Origin of the sequence: Protofrankia sp. CiT1, assembly GCF_917627335.1 — a bacterium.
GTDB lineage: Bacteria > Actinomycetota > Actinomycetes > Frankiales > Frankiaceae > Protofrankia.
Genome location: NZ_CAKJTP010000015.1, coordinates 16,803 through 35,150, shown reverse-complemented (window position 1 = coordinate 35,150; position 18,348 = coordinate 16,803). Strand labels below are relative to the sequence as shown.

Annotated in this window: 13 protein-coding genes; 8 read left to right on the top strand and 5 right to left on the bottom strand. The window is 68.1% G+C overall.

Going from position 1 to position 18,348, the window contains the following annotated elements; genetic code table 11:
* Positions 1–97: 97 nt before the first annotated feature.
* Positions 98–1,306 (bottom strand): acyl-CoA dehydrogenase family protein, encoded by a 1,209-nt coding sequence (locus MJ785_RS04655; RefSeq protein WP_239380079.1) that lies wholly within the window; start codon positions 1,304–1,306, stop codon positions 98–100.
* A gap of 305 nt (positions 1,307–1,611) precedes the next feature.
* On the opposite strand from MJ785_RS04655, the gene MJ785_RS04650 reads away from it, so the two are divergent.
* Positions 1,612–2,394: an SDR family NAD(P)-dependent oxidoreductase gene (locus MJ785_RS04650; RefSeq protein ID WP_239308328.1), complete on the top strand. Its 783-nt coding sequence runs from the start codon at positions 1,612–1,614 to the stop codon at positions 2,392–2,394.
* 143 nt (positions 2,395–2,537) lie between these two features.
* Here the strand turns inward: MJ785_RS04650 and MJ785_RS04645 are convergent, their stop codons facing one another.
* A complete protein-coding gene (locus MJ785_RS04645) occupies positions 2,538–3,302 on the bottom strand; it encodes an SDR family NAD(P)-dependent oxidoreductase (RefSeq protein ID WP_239308327.1) in 765 nt (254 codons plus the stop codon).
* 96 nt (positions 3,303–3,398) lie between these two features.
* Positions 3,399–4,769, bottom strand: a complete 1,371-nt coding sequence (locus MJ785_RS04640) for a chloride channel protein (protein WP_239346462.1) — start codon at positions 4,767–4,769, stop codon at positions 3,399–3,401.
* A 321-nt stretch (positions 4,770–5,090) separates the two neighbouring features.
* Between MJ785_RS04640 and MJ785_RS04635 the strand changes: the two genes are divergently transcribed.
* The 3 genes from MJ785_RS04635 (at position 5,091) to MJ785_RS04625 (ending at position 13,641) form a co-directional block, all read left to right on the top strand.
* Positions 5,091–9,407: an AAA domain-containing protein gene (locus MJ785_RS04635; RefSeq protein ID WP_239308325.1), complete on the top strand. Its 4,317-nt coding sequence runs from the start codon at positions 5,091–5,093 to the stop codon at positions 9,405–9,407.
* A gap of 700 nt (positions 9,408–10,107) precedes the next feature.
* Positions 10,108–12,264 (top strand): MMPL family transporter, encoded by a 2,157-nt coding sequence (locus MJ785_RS04630; protein ID WP_239308324.1) that lies wholly within the window; start codon positions 10,108–10,110, stop codon positions 12,262–12,264.
* Between the two features lie 288 nt (positions 12,265–12,552).
* Positions 12,553–13,641, top strand: coding sequence for a hypothetical protein (locus tag MJ785_RS04625; protein ID WP_370652868.1), 1,089 nt, complete (start codon positions 12,553–12,555; stop codon positions 13,639–13,641).
* A gap of 68 nt (positions 13,642–13,709) precedes the next feature.
* Here the strand turns inward: MJ785_RS04625 and MJ785_RS04620 are convergent, their stop codons facing one another.
* The gene (locus tag MJ785_RS04620) at positions 13,710–14,681 is read right to left on the bottom strand and encodes a quinone oxidoreductase (RefSeq protein WP_239308322.1); all 972 of its coding nucleotides are present in this window, start codon (positions 14,679–14,681) and stop codon (positions 13,710–13,712) included.
* 318 nt (positions 14,682–14,999) lie between these two features.
* On the opposite strand from MJ785_RS04620, the gene MJ785_RS04615 reads away from it, so the two are divergent.
* On the top strand, positions 15,000–16,223 hold the full coding sequence (locus tag MJ785_RS04615; RefSeq protein ID WP_239308321.1) for a cellulase family glycosylhydrolase: 1,224 nt from the start codon (positions 15,000–15,002) through the stop codon (positions 16,221–16,223).
* Between the two features lie 97 nt (positions 16,224–16,320).
* Here the strand turns inward: MJ785_RS04615 and MJ785_RS04610 are convergent, their stop codons facing one another.
* Positions 16,321–16,506, bottom strand: coding sequence for a hypothetical protein (locus MJ785_RS04610; RefSeq protein ID WP_239308320.1), 186 nt, complete (start codon positions 16,504–16,506; stop codon positions 16,321–16,323).
* Between the two features lie 120 nt (positions 16,507–16,626).
* On the opposite strand from MJ785_RS04610, the gene MJ785_RS04605 reads away from it, so the two are divergent.
* The 3 genes from MJ785_RS04605 to MJ785_RS04595 form a co-directional block, all read left to right on the top strand.
* Positions 16,627–17,160: a GNAT family N-acetyltransferase gene (locus MJ785_RS04605; protein WP_239346454.1), complete on the top strand. Its 534-nt coding sequence runs from the start codon at positions 16,627–16,629 to the stop codon at positions 17,158–17,160.
* Between the two features lie 53 nt (positions 17,161–17,213).
* Positions 17,214–17,606, top strand: coding sequence for a DUF2237 family protein (locus tag MJ785_RS04600; RefSeq protein ID WP_239308318.1), 393 nt, complete (start codon positions 17,214–17,216; stop codon positions 17,604–17,606).
* Positions 17,607–17,799: 193 nt separating this feature from the next.
* Positions 17,800–18,348 (top strand): YukJ family protein (locus tag MJ785_RS04595; protein ID WP_239380077.1); only part of this gene is annotated, 549 nt, incomplete at its 3' end.

Here is an 18,348-nt window from a genome sequence, read left to right as displayed (position 1 = left end):
TATCGAAACGTCGACATCGGATATCGACGTTTCGATACTCGGGGCATGGCGGCCGGTATGTCCGTCGATTGTGCCGGCTGGTCGCTGTTTCGCCCGGTCAGGAGCGGCGGACCGCGCTCCAGGGCAGGTTCTTGTCGACCCGGACGTCCCCGGGCAGCCCCAATACCCGCTCGCCGAGGGTGGTCCGCAGGATTTCCGACGTGCCACCCTCGATCGTGTTGGCACGGGCCCGCAGGAAGGACCGGACCGGGCCGCCCTGCTCGGCGGCGTCCTGAATGTCGAACTCACGAGTGTCGTACGAGTCGTAGAGCATGCCGGCCGCGCCGAGCAGGTCGACGCACAGCTCTGTCGCCCGCTTGTTCAGCTGTGTTGTGGCGAGCTTCGCGACGGAGCCCTGCGGGCCCGTCCCGCCGCGCTCGCGGTCGGTGTCGGCGCGCAGGACGGTGAGCCGGGTGACCTCGACCTGTATCCACAGGTCGAGCAGCCGGTCGCGCAGCACCCGCGCCTGCGCCGAGGAGGTGTCCGCACGCTCCCGCCACAGCCCGATCGCCGCGTCGACCGCGGGCCGCGCAGAGAGCCCGTCGCTGAGCATGTAGCGCTCGTTGTTGAGCGTGGTCAGCGCCACCCCCCAGCCCTGCCCGACCCCGCCGATGCGCTGCGCGTCCGGCAGCCGGACGTCGGTGAGGTAGACCTCGTTGAACTCGGCGTCGCCAGTCAGCTGCCGCAACGGCCGGATTTCGACGCCCGGGGCTGTCATGTCGCACAGGAAGAAGGTCAGGCCGCGGTGCTTGACGACCGACGGGTCGGTACGGACGAGGAGCATCCCCCATCGGGCGACGTGGCCCCAGGATGTCCACACCTTCTGCCCGTTGATCACCCATTCGTCGCCGTCGCGGACGGCGACGGTGGCCAGCGACGCCAGATCCGAGCCCGCGTTGGGCTCACTGAACAGCTGGCACCACACCTCGTCACCGGTGAACAGTGGACGCAGGTAGCGCTGTTGCTGCTCGTCGGTGCCGTGCGCCAGGACCGTCGGCCCGCCCATCCCGTACCCCAGCGGGTTGCGGAAGAAACCGCTGGGGGCGCCAGCGGCGGTGAGCCGTCCGGTGATGTGCTTCTGTAGCCCGACGCCCAGGTCGAGGCCGCCGCGGCCGACCGGGAAGGAGACCCAGGCCAGGCCCGCGTCGTACTGCGCGCCCAGAAACTCCGCCGGTGGCGTGGACGCGGGCGGGTGCTCGGCGAGCAGACGGTCGATGGCCTCGTCGACCGTCTTGAGGGAGGAGGCCTCCGCTGTCTGCGGCGTCATCGGCGTAATCCCCTTCAGCAGGACGTCACCGTCCTCGGTGCGATCCGTTGGCCGCCTCGGTCGGACGGTCCGTAATCATCATATCAGTATGATTTTATAGATGAATCGGTGCCGAAGCGCCAGGTCGGCCTGGCGTGAGCGCCGGGCGCCGGGCGCCCGGCGCCGGCCTGGTCGGGTCGGGGTCGGGTCAGCCCGATGGCGCTGGAAGACAAATCATCTATATGTTTTGTGCTATCCCGTGACACAGGTGCCCTGCCAGCTGTGGCCGCGAAGGCCTCGGCGCGGGCGTTCTCGATGGAGGTCGGATGGCCCGGGTGGACGGTCAGCTCCCTGGTTTGCTGGTGGGCAAGGTCGCGATCGTGACCGGCGCGGGCCAGGGCGTCGGGCGCGGTATCGCGCACGCGCTGGCCAAGGAGGGCGCGGCTGTCGCGGTCGGCGGGCGGACACTGACGAAGGTCGAGCGCACCGCAGCCGAGATCATCGAGGCTGGCGGCCGGGCGCTGGCAGCCGGCTGCGACGTGGCCGACCAGGGGCAGGTCGAGGCGCTGGTGGCCGCGGCCGTCGAGGCATACGGCACCGTCGACATTCTGGTCAACAACGCGCAGACCGTTGTCCCGCCCAAGCCGCTGGGGGAGACGACACCCGAGGACCTGGCGGTCTGCTACAGCAGCGGGACCCTGGGTACCTTCCACGCGATGCGGGCCTGTTTTCCCCACCTGTCCGCGCACGGTGGGCGGATCATCAACCTCGCGTCGTCGACCGGTGTCGAGGGCGATCCTGGTTTCGCCTCGTACGTGATGGCCAAGGAGGCGATCCGCGGCCTGACGAAGGTGGCGGCGCGTGAGTGGGGCCAGTATGGCATCACCGTCAACGTGATCTGCCCGTTCGGGGACTCACCTGCCGCCACCGCCTTCCGCGACGCGGCGCCGAAGCGTTTCGAGGCCGTGCTCAGGAAGGTGCCCCTCGGCCGGATGGGCGACTGCGAGCACGACATCGGCGGCGCCGTCGTCGCCCTGGCTGGCCCCGGGATGAGCTACGTGACCGGGGCGACTCTCATGGTCGACGGCGGCCGCTGCGTCCTGCGCTAGGTCGCCCGGCTGTATCCCGCTCTGTGCCCGGAAAGGTCAGCGATTGGTTGTCGTTGGGCACGCCGATCCGGCCGAAAACCGCACACAACGACACGCATGCACCGATCATGGACGGTGCGCCGACCTGTCGAGGCCACGCTGGGTCAGGTGCGCATGTAGGCGCCGCCGGACACGTTGATGATCTCGCCGGTGAGGTGGCGGGCGCGGTCGGAGGCGACGAAGGCCACCATCTCGGCGATCTCGTCCGCGGTCGTGAGGTCCGCGAGCACCCCGAGAGCACCGGGAATGTCCTTCAGCTCGGGATGGTCGTCGACGAACTTGGTTCCCCGTACCAGGCCCATCGAGACCGACACCGCGCGGATGCCGTGCGGGCCGCCCTCGTGCGCACAACTGCGGGTGAGCACGTTGAGGCCGCCCTTGGTGATCGCGTACGGCGACTCGATACCGTTGCCGCCGACGTCCGGGGCATAGCTGCCGATGTTGACGATGACACCGCCACCGGCGTCGCGCATCGCCGGCATGGTCACCCGGCACAGGTACCAGGCGCCCGTCAGGTTCACCCGCAGGACGTGGTCCCAGGCGGCCGGGTCGTAGTCGAAAATGCTGCCGAGTACGTTCACGGCGGCGTTGTTGACCAGGATCTGCACCGGGCCGAGGGTGCCCGCCACCTCGGCGACGACTGTGTCGATCTGGTCGCGGTCACCGGCGTCCATCGGATACCCGACCACGGTGGTGCCCGGGTGGTCGGCGGCGATCGCGGCGGTGACCGCGTGGGTCCGCCGTTCGTGGATGTCGGTGACGACGACCCGGGCACCACCGGCGGCTAGCCGCCTGGCCGTCGCCTGGCCGATGCCCTTCCCGGCCGCGGCCGTCACCAGGGCGACCCGTCCGCCGAACTCCGATGCCATGAGCGCCTCCGATGCTCGGGTCGTACCGCCCATCTTGTACCTGAAGTGATAGATAAGATAACTGATTTTTTCCTCGATGACCGGGCCGCACCGGACTCACCTGGCCGGTGGCGGAGTGAGCCTGACAGCGGTCACGTACGCCACCACCACGGCCACGATCACCAGGGGCATGACCGTGAGACCGTCCTTCAGCAGCAGCAGGGTGGCCAGCAGCACCGAGGTCATCGGCAGTGTGAGCAGCACCGCGCTCATCGCCCCGATGCCCATCGCCGCCCCGGCGACGAGGGGCAGGCCGGGCAGGTGGGACATGGCGATCCCGCCTACGGCTCCCAGGAACATCGCCGGGAAGATGGGCCCACCCCGGAAGCTGCTCATCGACGCGCTGTAGGCGAGTCCCTTGCAGGCGAGCAGCAGCAGGAGCGCTCCCAGCGAGTAGCCGCTGCCGTTGACGATGAGCGGGCCCAGCGCGTCCTGGCCGGAGAACAGCACCTCGGACGTGTCCTTGCCGCTGCCCTCGGCGTACGCGATCGCGAGACCCGCGATGGCCAGGCCGACCAGCGGCGTGGCCACCAGCGCATGCCGTTCGACCGGGGAACGCAGCAGCCGGGCCAGTGGCCGGATCGCCGATCCGACCGGTGCCGCGGCAAGACCGATGACCAGCGCCCACCCGAACTCGGCCACGGTCGGCTGCCCCACCGGGGGGAGGTTGGGAATCGCCAGTGACAAGGTTCCGAAGCCGGTCCAGGAGTTCAGACCGATGAAGATCAGACTGCCGACCCCGGCGGCCACCAGGCCGGGCAGCAGCACCAGCTCGAGGGCCGCCCCGGCCAGCCCAACCGCCTCCATCAGGAGGAACGCGGCGATGAGGGGCGAACCCAACAGGGTGCTGATCGCGGCGAACCCGCCAGCCGCGGCCACCACTGCGCCGACCTGCGCGGGCGGGTCGCGCCTGGCCAGGCGTACGGCACACAGTGCGAGGCCGCCGCCGATTGCGATCAGTGGCCCTTCGGGCCCGAGTACCACGCCGAAGCCCAAGGTCGCGAGCGCTGTGATCACGATACCCGGGAGCTCGGCCGGTGCGGGCGCGCCATGCACGGTGAAACCGTCAGCTGGTGACACACCGCCTCGCCCGGGCAGATATCGGATGGTAAGCGCGACCAGGATGCCCGCGAGGGCGAGCACAGGCAGCGGCCACCACAGCGGCTCCTCATGAAAGCCCAGGGCGGTGGGAAGGTCCGTGAAGATCCATCCCTGCATGTCGGCGACCAGTTTGAGGAAGCCATACGCCACGGCCGAGACCGGTGCTCCGAGGATCGCGGCAAGCGCCAGCAGCCCGAGGTAACGCCGGTCTCGCAGCGGTGCCAGCGGATCTGGTGCCAGCGGATCGTCCGGCGACGGCCCGGTCGCCGTCGCTTTGTTGCGGACGCTGACCTTCTGGTCGGTGCTGCCGCGCCGAACGGTCCTCATCGTCGAACATCTCCGGGTTGCCGGCCGCGCGCGGCTCGAGGGGAGCGGCGGCAGGGACCCCCTGGTGCGTCAACGGCGAGTGATGAGATCACACCCGATTGCTTGTTCCCTGGAGCGGTGCCCGACAACCGCCCAGCAGACACGCCCAGCGCAGCGGGTGCGTCCGCGGCTGGCCGCGGCGGACGGCCAGCCGCCAGTGGCAGCCTCGGCTCGTGGTGACGAGCCAGGATGAGCTGTCGTCCGGAACTGTCGGACACATCCGGTACAACATTCTGTTGTCAGAAGATTGATTGACGGAAAGAGCTGATCACGGGGGATGTCGTGAGCACGCGTCAGGGCGAGGCCAAAGCACGGTCGCTGCACCTGCTGGACTACCTGGCGGCTCTGTCGGAGTCGTCGGCGGCGCCGAAGCGGCGCGTGAGCGAGTATGAGCCGCCGCTGATTCGTCCGGTCGACATCCCGGTGCGGCACGGTGTGCTGCTGGGCCCCGCTCCGGGCCAGCCGGCGTGGCTGGCGGTCCCGAAGACGGTGGAGCCGGACGCACCGGTGCTCACGCAGCGGCTGGCTCGTCACGTGTCGTCCGCGACGGTCAGCCTGTCCGGGCCGCCGCTGCTGCCCCTCGACTTCGACACGTCCGCGGCCGAGCGGGGCGAGGACCCGGAGGAGGTCCGGGCTGAGCTGGCGCGGTGGGTCGTCGAGCACTGGCAGCCGTGGGCGGAGCGGGCCATGCCGGCACGGGCCGCTCGAAGGCTCTATCAACACCTGTACGACCTGCGGTTGCGGCTACAGCGGGACAACGCCAGGTACGAACTGGTGTGGGGCCACGGCGTGCTGTCGTGGTTGCCGGCAGGGGAGGCCGTCAACCATCCGCTGCTCCTCACCCCCGTGACCATCGAGATGGACGCGGACACCGGGGTTCTGTCGGTCCAGCCGGACGGGCTGCCCGCGCTGGAGACCGACCCTCTGCTGGGGCTCGCGGCGGTGGAGGAGCTGGCGGCATTGCGGGAGCGGGTACGGGTGATCCCGCCGGATCCGTGGTCTGATGACGGCCTGGCCGATCTGTATGCGCAGATTGTCGCGCCGCTCGGCCTTGACGCGCGGGTCGCGCCCGGTCCCGAGGTGCCCGCCCCGGCCGCGGCGGCGGTGCTGGCCGACACGTGGGTCCTGTTCGTCCGGCCACGTCCGACGCTGTATCGCCGTTTCTACACGGAGCTGCGCCAGGTTCTCGCGGAGAGCGACCTTCTCGCCGAGGCGTTTGCCTCGATCATGGCGGACGACGGCCACAGCGCGGCGGCCAGCTCCGGCGCGGGCATGGGCGACGACGGCTGGGCGGCGGTCGGGCAACGCTTGCTCATGCCGTTACCCGCGAATGACGATCAGCAGCGTATCGCCGTCCGGCTCGCGCGGTCCCGGGGCGTCACCGTACAGGGCCCGCCTGGTACGGGCAAGAGCCACACGATCGCGAACCTTGTCAGCCATCTGGTTGCCCACGGTAAGCGGGTGCTGGTCACCGCGTACAACGAGCAGGCCCTTGGGGTGCTTCGCGACAAGATACCCGCGGAGCTGCGTGACCTGTCGATCGCGGTGCTCGGGTCCAGCCAGGCCGCGCTCGGTGAGCTCCGTGCCTCCGTCCAGACCATCATGGACGCGGTCTCCAGCATCGAACCGGACGCCGAGGCCCTTGCGCTTGAGGCGCTCGCTCGCGATCTTGACGCGGCCCGCGCTCGCGAGCGGAACCTCGAGCTGCGCCTGGTGGATCTGCTCCGCGACGAGGCCGCCGAGTTCGAGCTCCCCGAAGGGCCCGCCAAGGCCGCGCAGGTGAGCGCCTGGCTGGCCCGTCACGAGGCGGAATGGGACCGCATCCCAGACAGGCTGGCCGCTGGCCGCCGGCCGCCGCTGACGCTCGGCGAGTTCACCGATCTGGTCCGCCTTGCGGGCATGGTGAACGTGGCGGACGCGGCTGCCGCCCACAGCCTGCTGCCGGACCTGACAGTGATCCCGTCCACCGGGGATCTCCGCGAGCGGCACCGTGTCCTCGACCTCCTCCGCGACGAACTCGCCGAGCTGGAAGAGCGGGGGGTGGTGCTGCCAGCCGTTGACGCTCTTGGTGGACCGGCGCTTGAGGTCCTCGCCGGTGACGCCCAGCAGGCGGTTGCTCGCATCGCCGAGCTGGATGCGCCATGGCTTGTCACCGTCCGCGGTCAGGTCGCCCAGTCCGCGGCGCTGGCCGGGTTCTGGGCGGAGCAGGCCGAGGCGCTTGCCGAATGCGCTGGCACACTCGTTGACACGCGGCGCCGGATGGCCGGCAGGGAGATCGTCATCCCGGCTGGTGACCCCCGGTCGCAGGAGGATTTCCTCGACGATCTTGCGTCCCGCTTCGCCGCGGGCCGGGGCATTCCACGCCTCGGCGGCAAGGGGCTGAAGACGTTTCACAGCGCCGTCCGGGTCGATGGCTTTGAGCTGCGGACCGAAGCCGAGGTCGACGCCGTCCGGGCGGTGATCCGCGAGCGGGCCACCAGGGCGACGGCGGGCCGCCGGTATGCCGAGCTGGTCGAGCAGCTGAACGCGCCGCCGTTGGACGCCAGCACACCGGCTTTCCTCCCCTCGCTCGAAACAGCGGTCGGCCTGCTGCGCGGCGCGATCGCCTGGGAGGCCACGGCCATGCCCGCGTTGGTCGTCCGGCTGCGTGCGGTGCTTCCGCGGACCCCGGCGCGGCCGACCGCCGCCGAGCTGCGCGAGATCGGCACCGTGCTCACGGCTGCCGCGAAGCGTGGCGACGAACGGGCTCAGACAGCGCGGCTCGACGAGCTCCGCGCGGCTCTCGCGTCCGGGCGGCGGCGGCCGGACGCGAGCCCGCTGTGGGACGCGCTGTCCGACGCGCTGGCCCGGCGTGACTTCGCCGCATGGCAGACGGCCCGCGAGGAGATCGCCCGGCTCACCGGGCTGCGGCCCGTCCTGGCCCGCCGTGACGAGCTGGCCGGGCGTCTCGCCGCTGTCGCCCCGGTCTGGGCCAGCCGTGTCATCAGCTCCGGTGGAGACACCGCCGTCTGCGGCCAGCCGCGGGACCTTGCGCGGCTCTGGCAGTGGCGGCAGGCCCAGACCTGGTTGGAGAGCCTGCTCGGCCGGGGCGACGCCACGCTGTTGCAGCGCCAGATCGCCGCCACCGCGGCCGACGTGCGCCGGCTCATCCTGGAGCTGGCCGCCCGCGGGGCCCGGCTCGGCGTGCGGCGCAGCCTGCTTGAAGATCAACGGCGTGCGCTCATCGCCTGGCTCCAGGCCCTCGCGAGGATCGGAAAGGGCACTGGCAGATTCGCCGGTAAATGGGAGGCGGACGCGCGGGCCGAGCTGCCGGCGGCGATGGGCGCCGTCCCGATCTGGATCATGCCGATTCATCGGGTGCTGCAGAGCTTCGACCCTCGCCGCACCGCGCTGTTCGACGTTGTCATCGTCGACGAGGCCAGCCAGTGCGGCGTGTTGTCCCTGGGGGTCCTCGCGCTCGGTCACAAGGCTATCGTCGTGGGCGACGACAAGCAGATCAGTCCGATGGCGGTGGGCGTCGACCGGGACCGCGTCTTCGAGCTGATCGAGTCACACCTGGCCGGCATGCCGCAGCGGTCCCTGCTCGATGTGGAAGCCAGCCTCTACGACACCGCGACCCGCGTGTTCGGGGAAGTGGTGCTCTTGCGTGAACATTTCCGGTGCGTGCCGGACATCATCGAGTTCTCCAACCGGTTCTACGACGGCAAGATCCTGCCGCTGCGGGAGGCTGTCGATCGCGGCATCGGTCCCGCGGTCCGGCCGGTCCGGGTGGCGGCCGGAGCCCGCACCCGCGGCCAGTACGGTGACGTCAACGAACCCGAGGCGCTCGCGCTCGTCCAGCAGGTTCTCGACTGCCATGACGATCCCGCGTACGACGGGATGACCTTCGGGGTCGTCACCCTGCTGGGCAGCGGGCAGGGGCGCCTGATCGAGCAGACGCTGGTGGGCAAACTCGGTGCCGAGGAGTACGAGCGTCGGCGGATCCGGGTCGGCGACCCGTACAACTTCCAGGGCGACGAGCGGGATGTCGTCTTCCTCTCGGTCGTCGCCGACGACAACCGCTCCGCCGCGACCCGCAAGGCCGACCAGCAGCGCATCAACGTCGCGGCGAGCCGCGCCCGCGACCAGTTGTGGGTTTTCCACACCGTCGATCACGCTGTGCTGCATCCCGACGATGTTCGTGGGCAGCTGCTCGCCTACGCATATGGAGTCAACACACCGCAGGCGCGAACCGCAGCTCTCGCGGAACGGTGCGAGAGCGACTTCGAGCGCGCCGTGCTGCGGGAACTCCTGCGCCGTGGCTACCAGGTGTCCCCACAGCATCACGTTGGTCATTTTCGCATCGACCTGGTGGTGGAGGGAGCCCATGACCGGCTCGCGGTCGAGTGTGACGGCGACCGCTTCCACGGTCCGGAGCAGTGGGAGACCGACCTGCGGCGCCAGCGGGTACTCGAACGGCAGGGCTGGAAGTTCTGGCGGGTCCGGGGTTCGGCGTATTTTCGTGATCCGGTCGCCGCGCTCGCGTCACTGTGGGAGCGGCTCGACGAGTTGGGTATCCGTCCCGGGCATAGCCCCGGTGCCGGTGGCCTGGGCTTTTAGGGCGTACTTCTCGAAAGCCGGCTGTCCGGCTCCCTGGTCGAACGACGCTTTCCGAAACACGCCGTAACACGACGGCGAAGGACGCCCAATCACGGCTTTTGCCGTGGTCGCGGCGCCCGATACCGACGATGCCCTCGCCGGACGCGGCGTACGCCGTGCCCGCCGGTTACCGGGTGGTGTTCCTGCCGGCGCCCCCACCGTCGGGATGCGACTGCGACAACGAGGTCTGGGAACCGCTGGGGATGGCCGGGGCGAGCCGGAATGACGATCTCAAACACGCTCTGAGAAAAGAGGCCGGGCGGGACCCTGGCGGGTGGACATGCCGGCGGCGAAACGCCGGCCGGGGGTGCGGCGGGACCGTAGCCTACGGTGGCAGACTCGCCTGAACACAGAACGCGGAATAAGAGCGCCCGACAATAGGGGTGTGGATCAAGGAGCGGGACTGGGGTGCGTGCATCGCGAGGCGGCGGAGGGAGCCACCCTGGCATTGGGTGTCGACCGACGACAACGCGGCGAGGTGCGTGCTCCAGCCCCGCGACGCCGCGCCCCTATTGCCGGTCGCTCTAAACAGCGCCCAGGGGAGCACCGCAAGCCGGACATTTGTTTTCTTGTCGTGCCAGGCGCATCGATCGTGATATGCGGCGCCAGGCGACTGGACGGGGGAATTGTGGGGGACGGCCGGTCTGGGCGTGTTGAAAGAATGATCGGTGGGTTTGCCGGTTTCGTCGCACGCCGCCGGCTGCTGTTCGCCGGGGCCTGGCTCGTGCTCTTCCTTGTCGCCGTCCCGTTCGCCGCGATGCAGACCGGTCGCCTTTCCGGTAGCGGCTGGGACGTGCCCGGTAGTTCGGCGGCGCTGGCAAGAGAAAAACTGAAGGAACTCCCCGGCCGAGCGGGTGAATCGCTTGCCGTATTTGTCCAGGGCCCGAGCGGCGCTGCTGTCGACGCCAGGCTGGCGGCGGTCGGCGTTGAGCTCAGCCGCTATCCCGGGCTGCTTTCCGGCGGTCCCGTCCAGCGTTTTGACGATGGACGTGCCGCACTTGTCCCCATGCGTGCCGTCGACCAGAAAAGAATCTTTGACTTCGCGGCGGGCCTGCGCCGGGCGCTGGTTTCCGATCGTGCGGGTGTGTCGACGCGCGTGGTTGGCGAGGCCGCAATGTGGTCGAACTTCCAGGAGATCTCCAAAAAACAGGCGGTAAGGGCGGAGACGGTGAGTTTCCCGCTCGTGCTGCTCATCCTTTTTGCCGCGTTCGGCACGCTGGTGGCCGCCCTGACCCCGATAGCGCTGGGCCTGGTCGCCGTTGCCGTGACCGGTGCCGTGATCTACCTTCTCGCCGGTGCGTTCGAGATCTCGGTCTACGTGACCAACATCGCGTCGATGCTGGGGATCGGGGTCGCTGTCGACTACTCCCTGTTCGTGGTTGCCAGCTACCGTGGCCGGCTCCGCGAGGGCGCCGAACGCGGCGAGGCACTGCGCGGCGCGTTCGCGAGCGCGGGCACGGCGGTCGTGTACTCCGGTGCGACCGTTATCGTCTCGCTCCTCAGCCTTCTGCTCGTCAACGTGAACGCGATCCGTTCCATGGCGGTTGGGGCGATCATTGTTGTCGCTGCCGCGCTGCTTGCCACGACCACGCTGCTGCCCGCGCTGCTCGCCCTGGCTGGGCCCTGGATCGAACGGCCGCGGATCCGGATACCGCCACGGCGGGTCGGCAGGAGCCTGGTGCGGCGGCCAGGGGCACACCGGCCAGCGGCGCATCGGATGGCGGATGGCGCCGGTCGCTTCTGGGCCGGCTGGACCAATATGATCATGCGTCGGCCCGTTGCTTTCCTCAGCGCCGGAGCCGCGGTCCTGCTCATCGCGGCAAGCCCATTGCTGGGTATCCACACCCGTAACGGAGCGCTCGAGCAGCTTCCTCCTGGCGCGGAGGTCCGGCTGGCCACGGAGCGGCTTGCGGAGCTGGCTGGCCCGGGTGCGCTGGGAACGATGGAACTCGTTGTTTCAAGCGAGGCCGCGGCTGACCGGATCGCCGCCGACGTCCGCGCATTGGACGGGGTCACCGCCGTGACGCCGCCGATGGCTTTCGCCGGGAACTATCTCGTCGAAGTGGTCCCCGCCGCCGATCCCGAGTCCGACCAGGCCCGTGCGCTGCTCGGCACGGTGCGTGCCATCAGCGGCCGGGACGCCGATATCGCTGGTACGACCTCGTTCGAAGCCGCCATGGACCGGGCCATCTTCGGGGACCTCTGGAAAATTATTGTCTTTATTCTGGTTTTCTCCTATCTCATCCTGATCGTCTTGTTCCGCAGTGTGCTGCTGCCGCTTAAGGCGGTCGTGATGAATGTTCTCTCGGTTGGCGCGGCCTACGGCGTCCTTGTTGCGATCTTTCAGTGGGGCTGGCTGGGCTGGACCGGCTTCTCCGCACCCGGCTACATCGACTCGATCGTGCCCGTCCTGCTTCTTGCCATTGTTTTCGGCCTGTCGATGGACTATGAGGTGTTTCTCCTCACTCGCATCCGTGAACGGTATCTCGCGGGAGCGGACAATGCCAGCGCCGTCGGTCACGGTTTGGCCGCCAGCGCCCGGACGATCACTGTTGCCGCGCTTATCATGGTCACTGTTTTCGGTTCGTTCGCCTTTGCCGGGGGCACCGCCCCCAGGGAGCTCGGTGTCGGCCTCGCCACTGCTATCCTGGTCGACGCCACCATTGTCCGCCTCATCGTGGTCCCCGCGATGATGAAACTGCTCGGCGACTGGAACTGGTGGTTTCCGGTACGAAAGAAGCCGGCTGCCGTGTCCGTACCGGCGGGCCGGGCGCCCACGGAACGGGCGGATGTCGACAGAGCTGTGGCCGGGCAGTAGCCTGACCAACAAAAATATCACGCGGGCTCGTCGACCGAAGTTCGGCGTACGAGCGTCTGGAGTCTGCTGTCATCGCACGTGCGAAGTGCCCCCTCGATCTGGTGGACGGAAGCGTGGAGAATTCCCGTTCTCCCACAGCGGCATTTCCGCGTTCGCACCGGCCGCCAGACAGGCATATACGACGGTGTATGCGGGCTGCGAGCGACCGGGAACAGGGGCGTGAAGCAACCGCAGCGGCACCCCGTGGATCGTGATCGTTGACGGCGGTGTCATACTGCTCCGGTCCCCATGGTGATCGTGTTAAGGATTGCGGGCGTGCTCGCCGGTGTGGTGGTCATCCTCGCCACGGTGCTTTCGGCGGTGCGCACGACTGTGCTGCCCCGAGGGGTTCCCTCCCGGCTGAGCCGGTTCGTTTTCGTGCTGGTGCGGTGGGCGTTTCAGGTTAGGGTGGGCCGTGCCCCCACGTACGACCTGCGTGACCGGGTGTACGCCAACTATGGCCCGTTCGCCCTGTTGTTCCTGCTGCAGTCCTGGTTGCTGCTGGTCTACGGGGGCTTTGTCCTCGCCCAGTGGGCCGCGGAGCCGGCCCGTGGCCTCGGTGACGCGCTCGTTATGTCCGGCTCCTCGTTGCTCACGCTGGGATTCGACGTGCCGCGAGGAGGGCTGTCGATCGCGCTCGCCTTCGTCGAAGCCTCGATCGGCCTCCTGTTGGTTACCTTGTTGATTTCGTATCTGCCGGTGATCTACGCTGCTTTCAGCCGGCGAGAGGCTGCGGTCGCGAAGCTGGAGGTTCGGGCCGGTAGCCCTCCCACCTGCCTCGACCTGCTCACCCGCGCCTGGCGGCTTGAGCGGTTCGACCGGTTGACCACGACCTGGGGCGAGATGGAGACGTGGTTCGTCGACATCGAGGAGAGCCACACGTCATTCGCGGCGCTGGTGTTCTTCCGCTCGCCACAGCCCGAGCACTCCTGGATCACCGCCGCTGGCGCGGTACTCGACTCCGCGGCCCTGCTGGCCGCGGTGCTGGACGTACCCCGAGACGTCGAAGCGGAACTGTGCATCCGGTCCGGCTACCTGGCGCTGCGTCGCATCGCCGATTTCTTCCAGATTCCCTATCCGGCCGATCCGCGGCCGGGAGACCCGATCAGCATCTCCCGGGACGAGTGGGAGACGGTTGTCGACGGCCTCGCCTCCGCTGGCCTGCCCGTCCGGGCCGATCGGGAGCAGGCATGGCGGGACTGGGCCGGCTGGCGAGTGAACTACGACCGCCCGTTGATCGCTCTCGGCATGCTCGCGCAGGCGCCCTACGCTCCCTGGTCCACCGACCGTTCCCTCGCCGACTTCAGGTCACCGCCGATGTTCCTGCGCAAACAGTAGATCATGTTCGCTCTCCGGCAGCTACCGGATGAGTGGCATCGGTGTAGCCGAGAACCGCGAAACACGTCCTAACGCGGTAGCAGGAGCAGCTTGCCGGTCGTGCGTCTGGCGGCGAGGTCGTCATGTGCCTGGGCGGCGTCGTCGAGTGGATAGGTACCGCCGATACGGACCTCAAGTCGGCCCTGCCGGATCCAGGTGAACAGATCATTGGCGCGGCGCAGCAGCTCGGCACGGCTGGCGATGTGGTGGACAAGTGTCGGGCGGGTGACGAACAACGATCCGCCACCGGCCAGGCGCTGCAGCTCGAGCGGCGGAACCGGCCCGCTGGCCGCGCCGTAGAGGACCAGGTAGCCGCGCGGCCGCAGCGCGGTCAGGCTTTCGTCGAAGGTTGCCCGGCCGACGCCGTCGTACACGACCGCCGCGCCGGCGCCGTCGGTGATCTCTCGTACCGCGGTGGCGAAGTCCTCGTAGTCGATGACGTGGTCGGCTCCGGCCCGCCGGGCGAGCTCGGCCTTGTCAGCTGTGGAGGTGGTGGCGATGGCCGTCCCACCGCGCATCTTGACCAGCTGGGTGAGCAGGAGGCCCACCCCGCCGGCCGCGGCGTGCACGACCACGGGGTCCCCGGCCGCGATCGGGTAGGTGCTGTTGGCCAGATAGTGGGCGGTCAGGCCCTGCAACATCACGGCTGCCGCCACTCGTGGCCGCACCCCGTCCGGGATGGGGACGGCCCGGTCGGCGGGGATGGCGACCTGCTCGGCGTAACTGCCCGCCACGCCCGTCCACGCGACCTTGTCGCCCGCGGCGAAGGCGGTGACACCCGGACCGGCGGCCACCACGGTGCCCGCGCCTTCGACGCCCGGTACGTAGGGCAGACCGACGGCGTAGGGCGGATTGCCCTGCCGCTGGTAGATGTCCATGAAGTTGACGCCGGCAGCCTCGACGTCGACGACGAGGCTGCCGGGAGCGGCCTGCGGTGCCGCCAGGTCAGTCACCGTGAGCACATCCGGTCCGCCGTGCTGTTTCACAACGACTGCGCGCATGACCACATCCTCTTCTGAAGTCTCGGGTGGCACACCGGTAGGTCAGGCCACACCGATGGCCACACCGATGGCTGAACCGATGACTGAGGCCAGCCGCCGACGGTTGTGAAAATGCATTCGCACGATTTGGCCAATTTATGCACAACTGTGTGGACCGATCGTTCTGTGGTTGACATTATTACCGAGGGTTGACGGAGGGGCCGCCTGGGTAGCTGCGCGCCGTCCGGGAGGAAGAGTCACCCAACTGTTGCAGTATGTTGCGCAGAGCGCATGACCTACTGCTTATCGTAATGGCCCCGACAATGATCGGAAGACGGCATGTCCAACACAGCGCACTACGGTCATTTCCGGCCGAGACCGGCGTATCTGCCGGTGCTCCTGTTCGCACTGTTGTTCGCGGCCGTCGGCTGCCAGTCCCCGGTGACCCAGGTGGGCCAGCCGAGCGGCTCGCCGACCGCCACGTCCACGGCAGGGCAGGGCGCTGCGAACGGCGGTACTCAGCCGTCGGCATCATCGACCGCCACGGGGACGGCGACCGCGGCCCCGACCGCTGTCCCCGCTCCCACGGTCAGCACGACGCCTGTGGCGTCATCGTCGGCAGGCGGCTCGGCAGGGGTGGCCGGGGCACGTGGCCGGGTGCAGGTACGGAACAACACCGTGGTGACCGACCAGGGGACTCTGCTGCGGGCGGGCACGTTGTGGTACTTGAACTACTCGTCCGGTGCCTCACAGGTCCTGTGGGCGCGTGAGGCCGCCACCGGCGAAGCCTTCTGGGCGACCCTGACAGCGAACAACCTCAACGGCGTGCGTGTCGCCGTCGCCTACAACGAGGCGTCGGACTCGCCGACGATGGCCCAGATAACCTCTTATCTGGACAAGATCATCGAAAAGGCTGATGCCCACGGGATGTATGTCATGATTGACTATCATTCCGCGCTGGCCGCCGATGCTGATCAGCAGTACACGATCGCACGGCTGCGGGAGTTCTGGAGTGTGATCGCGCCACGCTACGCGAATCGGACGAATGTGCTCTACGAGTTGTACAACGAGCCGGTGACCTGGCGGCCCGCGGATTACACGGCACAGAACATCGCCGACCAGAAGGAGATCTACCGGCTGATACGGGCGAAGGCCCCGGAAACCCACATAATCATTCTGTCCTTCGCGGTGCCGGCCAACTACGGGGGCGATTCGGCTCCGACGATGCTCAGCATCGCCAGCCAGTTCGACGGGGTCGTTGACTGGTCGAAGACGTCGGTCGGCTTCCATGCCTACTGGGAGACCAGCTCGCAGCCGTGGGTCAGGCTGAAAGCCTCCTACCCGGTCATCTCCACCGAGTTCATGGGGCCGGCCGGAACCGTGGCCGAGGCGACGTCGTTCGACGGCTCCCGCTGGACGACCGAGGTGTTCGAGCGGCAGGGGATCTCGTGGGTCGGTTGGAACATCACTGACACCCAGAACGACATCAACACGATATTGCCTGACCTCCGGCGGGACGCCACGGGCAAGGGCTACTGGTGGCAGGCCGACCACGGGGCATGAGAATCTGATCGAACACTGAGCGAACATCGCTATGGTGTGAGCACGCCCGGCTGGAGTCCACGTATCCCGTGTGGATCCCAGCCGGGCGTTTTGCTGATCAGGCCGCGAGGGCCTCGGCCCCGGCATCGCGGGTCGGCGCGTCGACACTTGGGGTCAAGTGGCCAGCCGCGTCCGTGAAGGTGATTGTGCAGGTCAACGTGCGGGCGCCGGCCTGCCAGCTCTCGGCACGGATGTAAAGCCAGCCCACCCGCATTGTCGAGGTCGGCAGCCTCCCCCGAGTCACTCCACGCGCATACGACGGCGCACTCTACCCGTACGACACGTTGCGAATCAGTGGAAGATGGATGAAGCAGAAGGTCGAGGGGCACACTCCCATGGTTGTCTTTGCGAGAGGATCGGGAATATGACAGTGGTGACCACCGCTCATACCGCCGATCTGGACGCCGCCACTCTCAAAGCGGCGCGAGTTCTCCTCGACGGTGTCTTCGCGGGAGAGATGACCGACCACGACTGGGAGCACGCGCTGGGTGGCATCCACGCGCTGGTGTGGGAGGGCGTTGATCTGATCGGGCACGCGTCCCTCATTCAGCGGCGACTGCTGCACGGCGGCCGGGCGTTGCGTACAGGTTATGTCGAGGGCGTCGGAGTACGCGCGGACCGGCGCGGTCGCGGACACGGCGCGGCCATGATGGGGGTGCTGGAGCGGGTGGTACGCGGCGCGTACGACATGGGCGCGCTGGGCGCCGTCGACGGGGCGGCGGACTTCTACGCGGCCCGGGGTTGGCAGCGGTGGCAGGGGCCGACGTCGATGCTTACCCCCAGCGGCATCGTGCGCACCGTGGCGGAGGACGGTGGTATCCACGTCCTCGCGTTGACTGTTCCGTTGGATTTGTCCGGTGACCTGATCTGTGACTGGCGCGATGGTGATGTCTGGTAGTTCGGCCGGTGGAACCGCCCACCGGCGGCATCGGGGGATGGGAGACTGTGATCGTGGCCGATGAAGAAAACGTACTCGGCGGAAAATTGGAGGCCTGCGGTACTGATCCGGTGACCGGTTTCTTCCGCGACGGATGCTGCAGCACCGGTCCTGAAGATCTTGGTAGTCACACGGTGTGCGCAGTTGTCACTGCGGAGTTCCTGCATCATCAACGGCAGGTCGGGAACGATCTCACAACACCCCGACCTGAATATCATTTTCCCGGGCTGCACCCGGGGGACAGCTGGTGTGTGGTTGCGGCACGGTGGTTGCAGGCCTGTGAGGCCGGCGTCGCGGCGCCCGTTGTTCTGGCCGCCACGCACGCACGCGCCCTGGAGGTCGTTCCGCTTGAGGTGCTCAGGAGATACGCGGTGGACGTACCTGCCGATCCACGTTCGCTTGCCTGAATCTCAGGCTATACCACATTCTCAACTATTAGAAGCGGGAATGAAGATGTCTGCCGGCACCGGGTGGGTTTCTGGTGCTGGCGTGTCACGGTCGCGCATCCGACAACTGACTCGTTCATAGCTGTTATCATTCTAGAGTGCTCTGCGTTCGCAGAGTTCTTCCGCTGCCGCGGAGAGATTGTGGGGGGTTTTGATGTCGCTGTCGGATTACGGTGTTCTTGTCGGCCGGATCGCCGACCGGAAACGGGAGGGAGGGAAGGGCAGTCCGCATTACCAGATCCATGTCCGGGGTGGCGGCGTGGACTTCCGGGTAGCGGTGAACGTCCTTTCCGCGCTGCCGCCGTCAGAGCTCCTGTATGTCGCGGACGAGGATTTTCAGCACCCGATGCTGGCCGAGCTGGAATCGGCGTCGGAAGGGTTCACCACGCTGCCGGGCAAGCCGGCTGGCGTGGCACTCGACTTCATCCGCGGGAATCTGTTCGATCGGCTGGCGATGCGTACCCTGCCGCCGGATCTCGCGGGTCCGGACAACGACCTTGCCGACAAGCTCGATCACTACGTGCTGCGGGCAAGCCGTGACCCGAACAGCAGGCTCTACGCCTTCGGGCAACGATGGGGCCCGGAACCGGGGGTGCCGGACAAGGTGTTCGGCTTCTCCCCGGGTAATGGCGTCCATGACGTCCATATGAATCAGGGCAACAGCGGTCGGTTCACGCGTGACGACGGAGTGTGGCAGGACGGT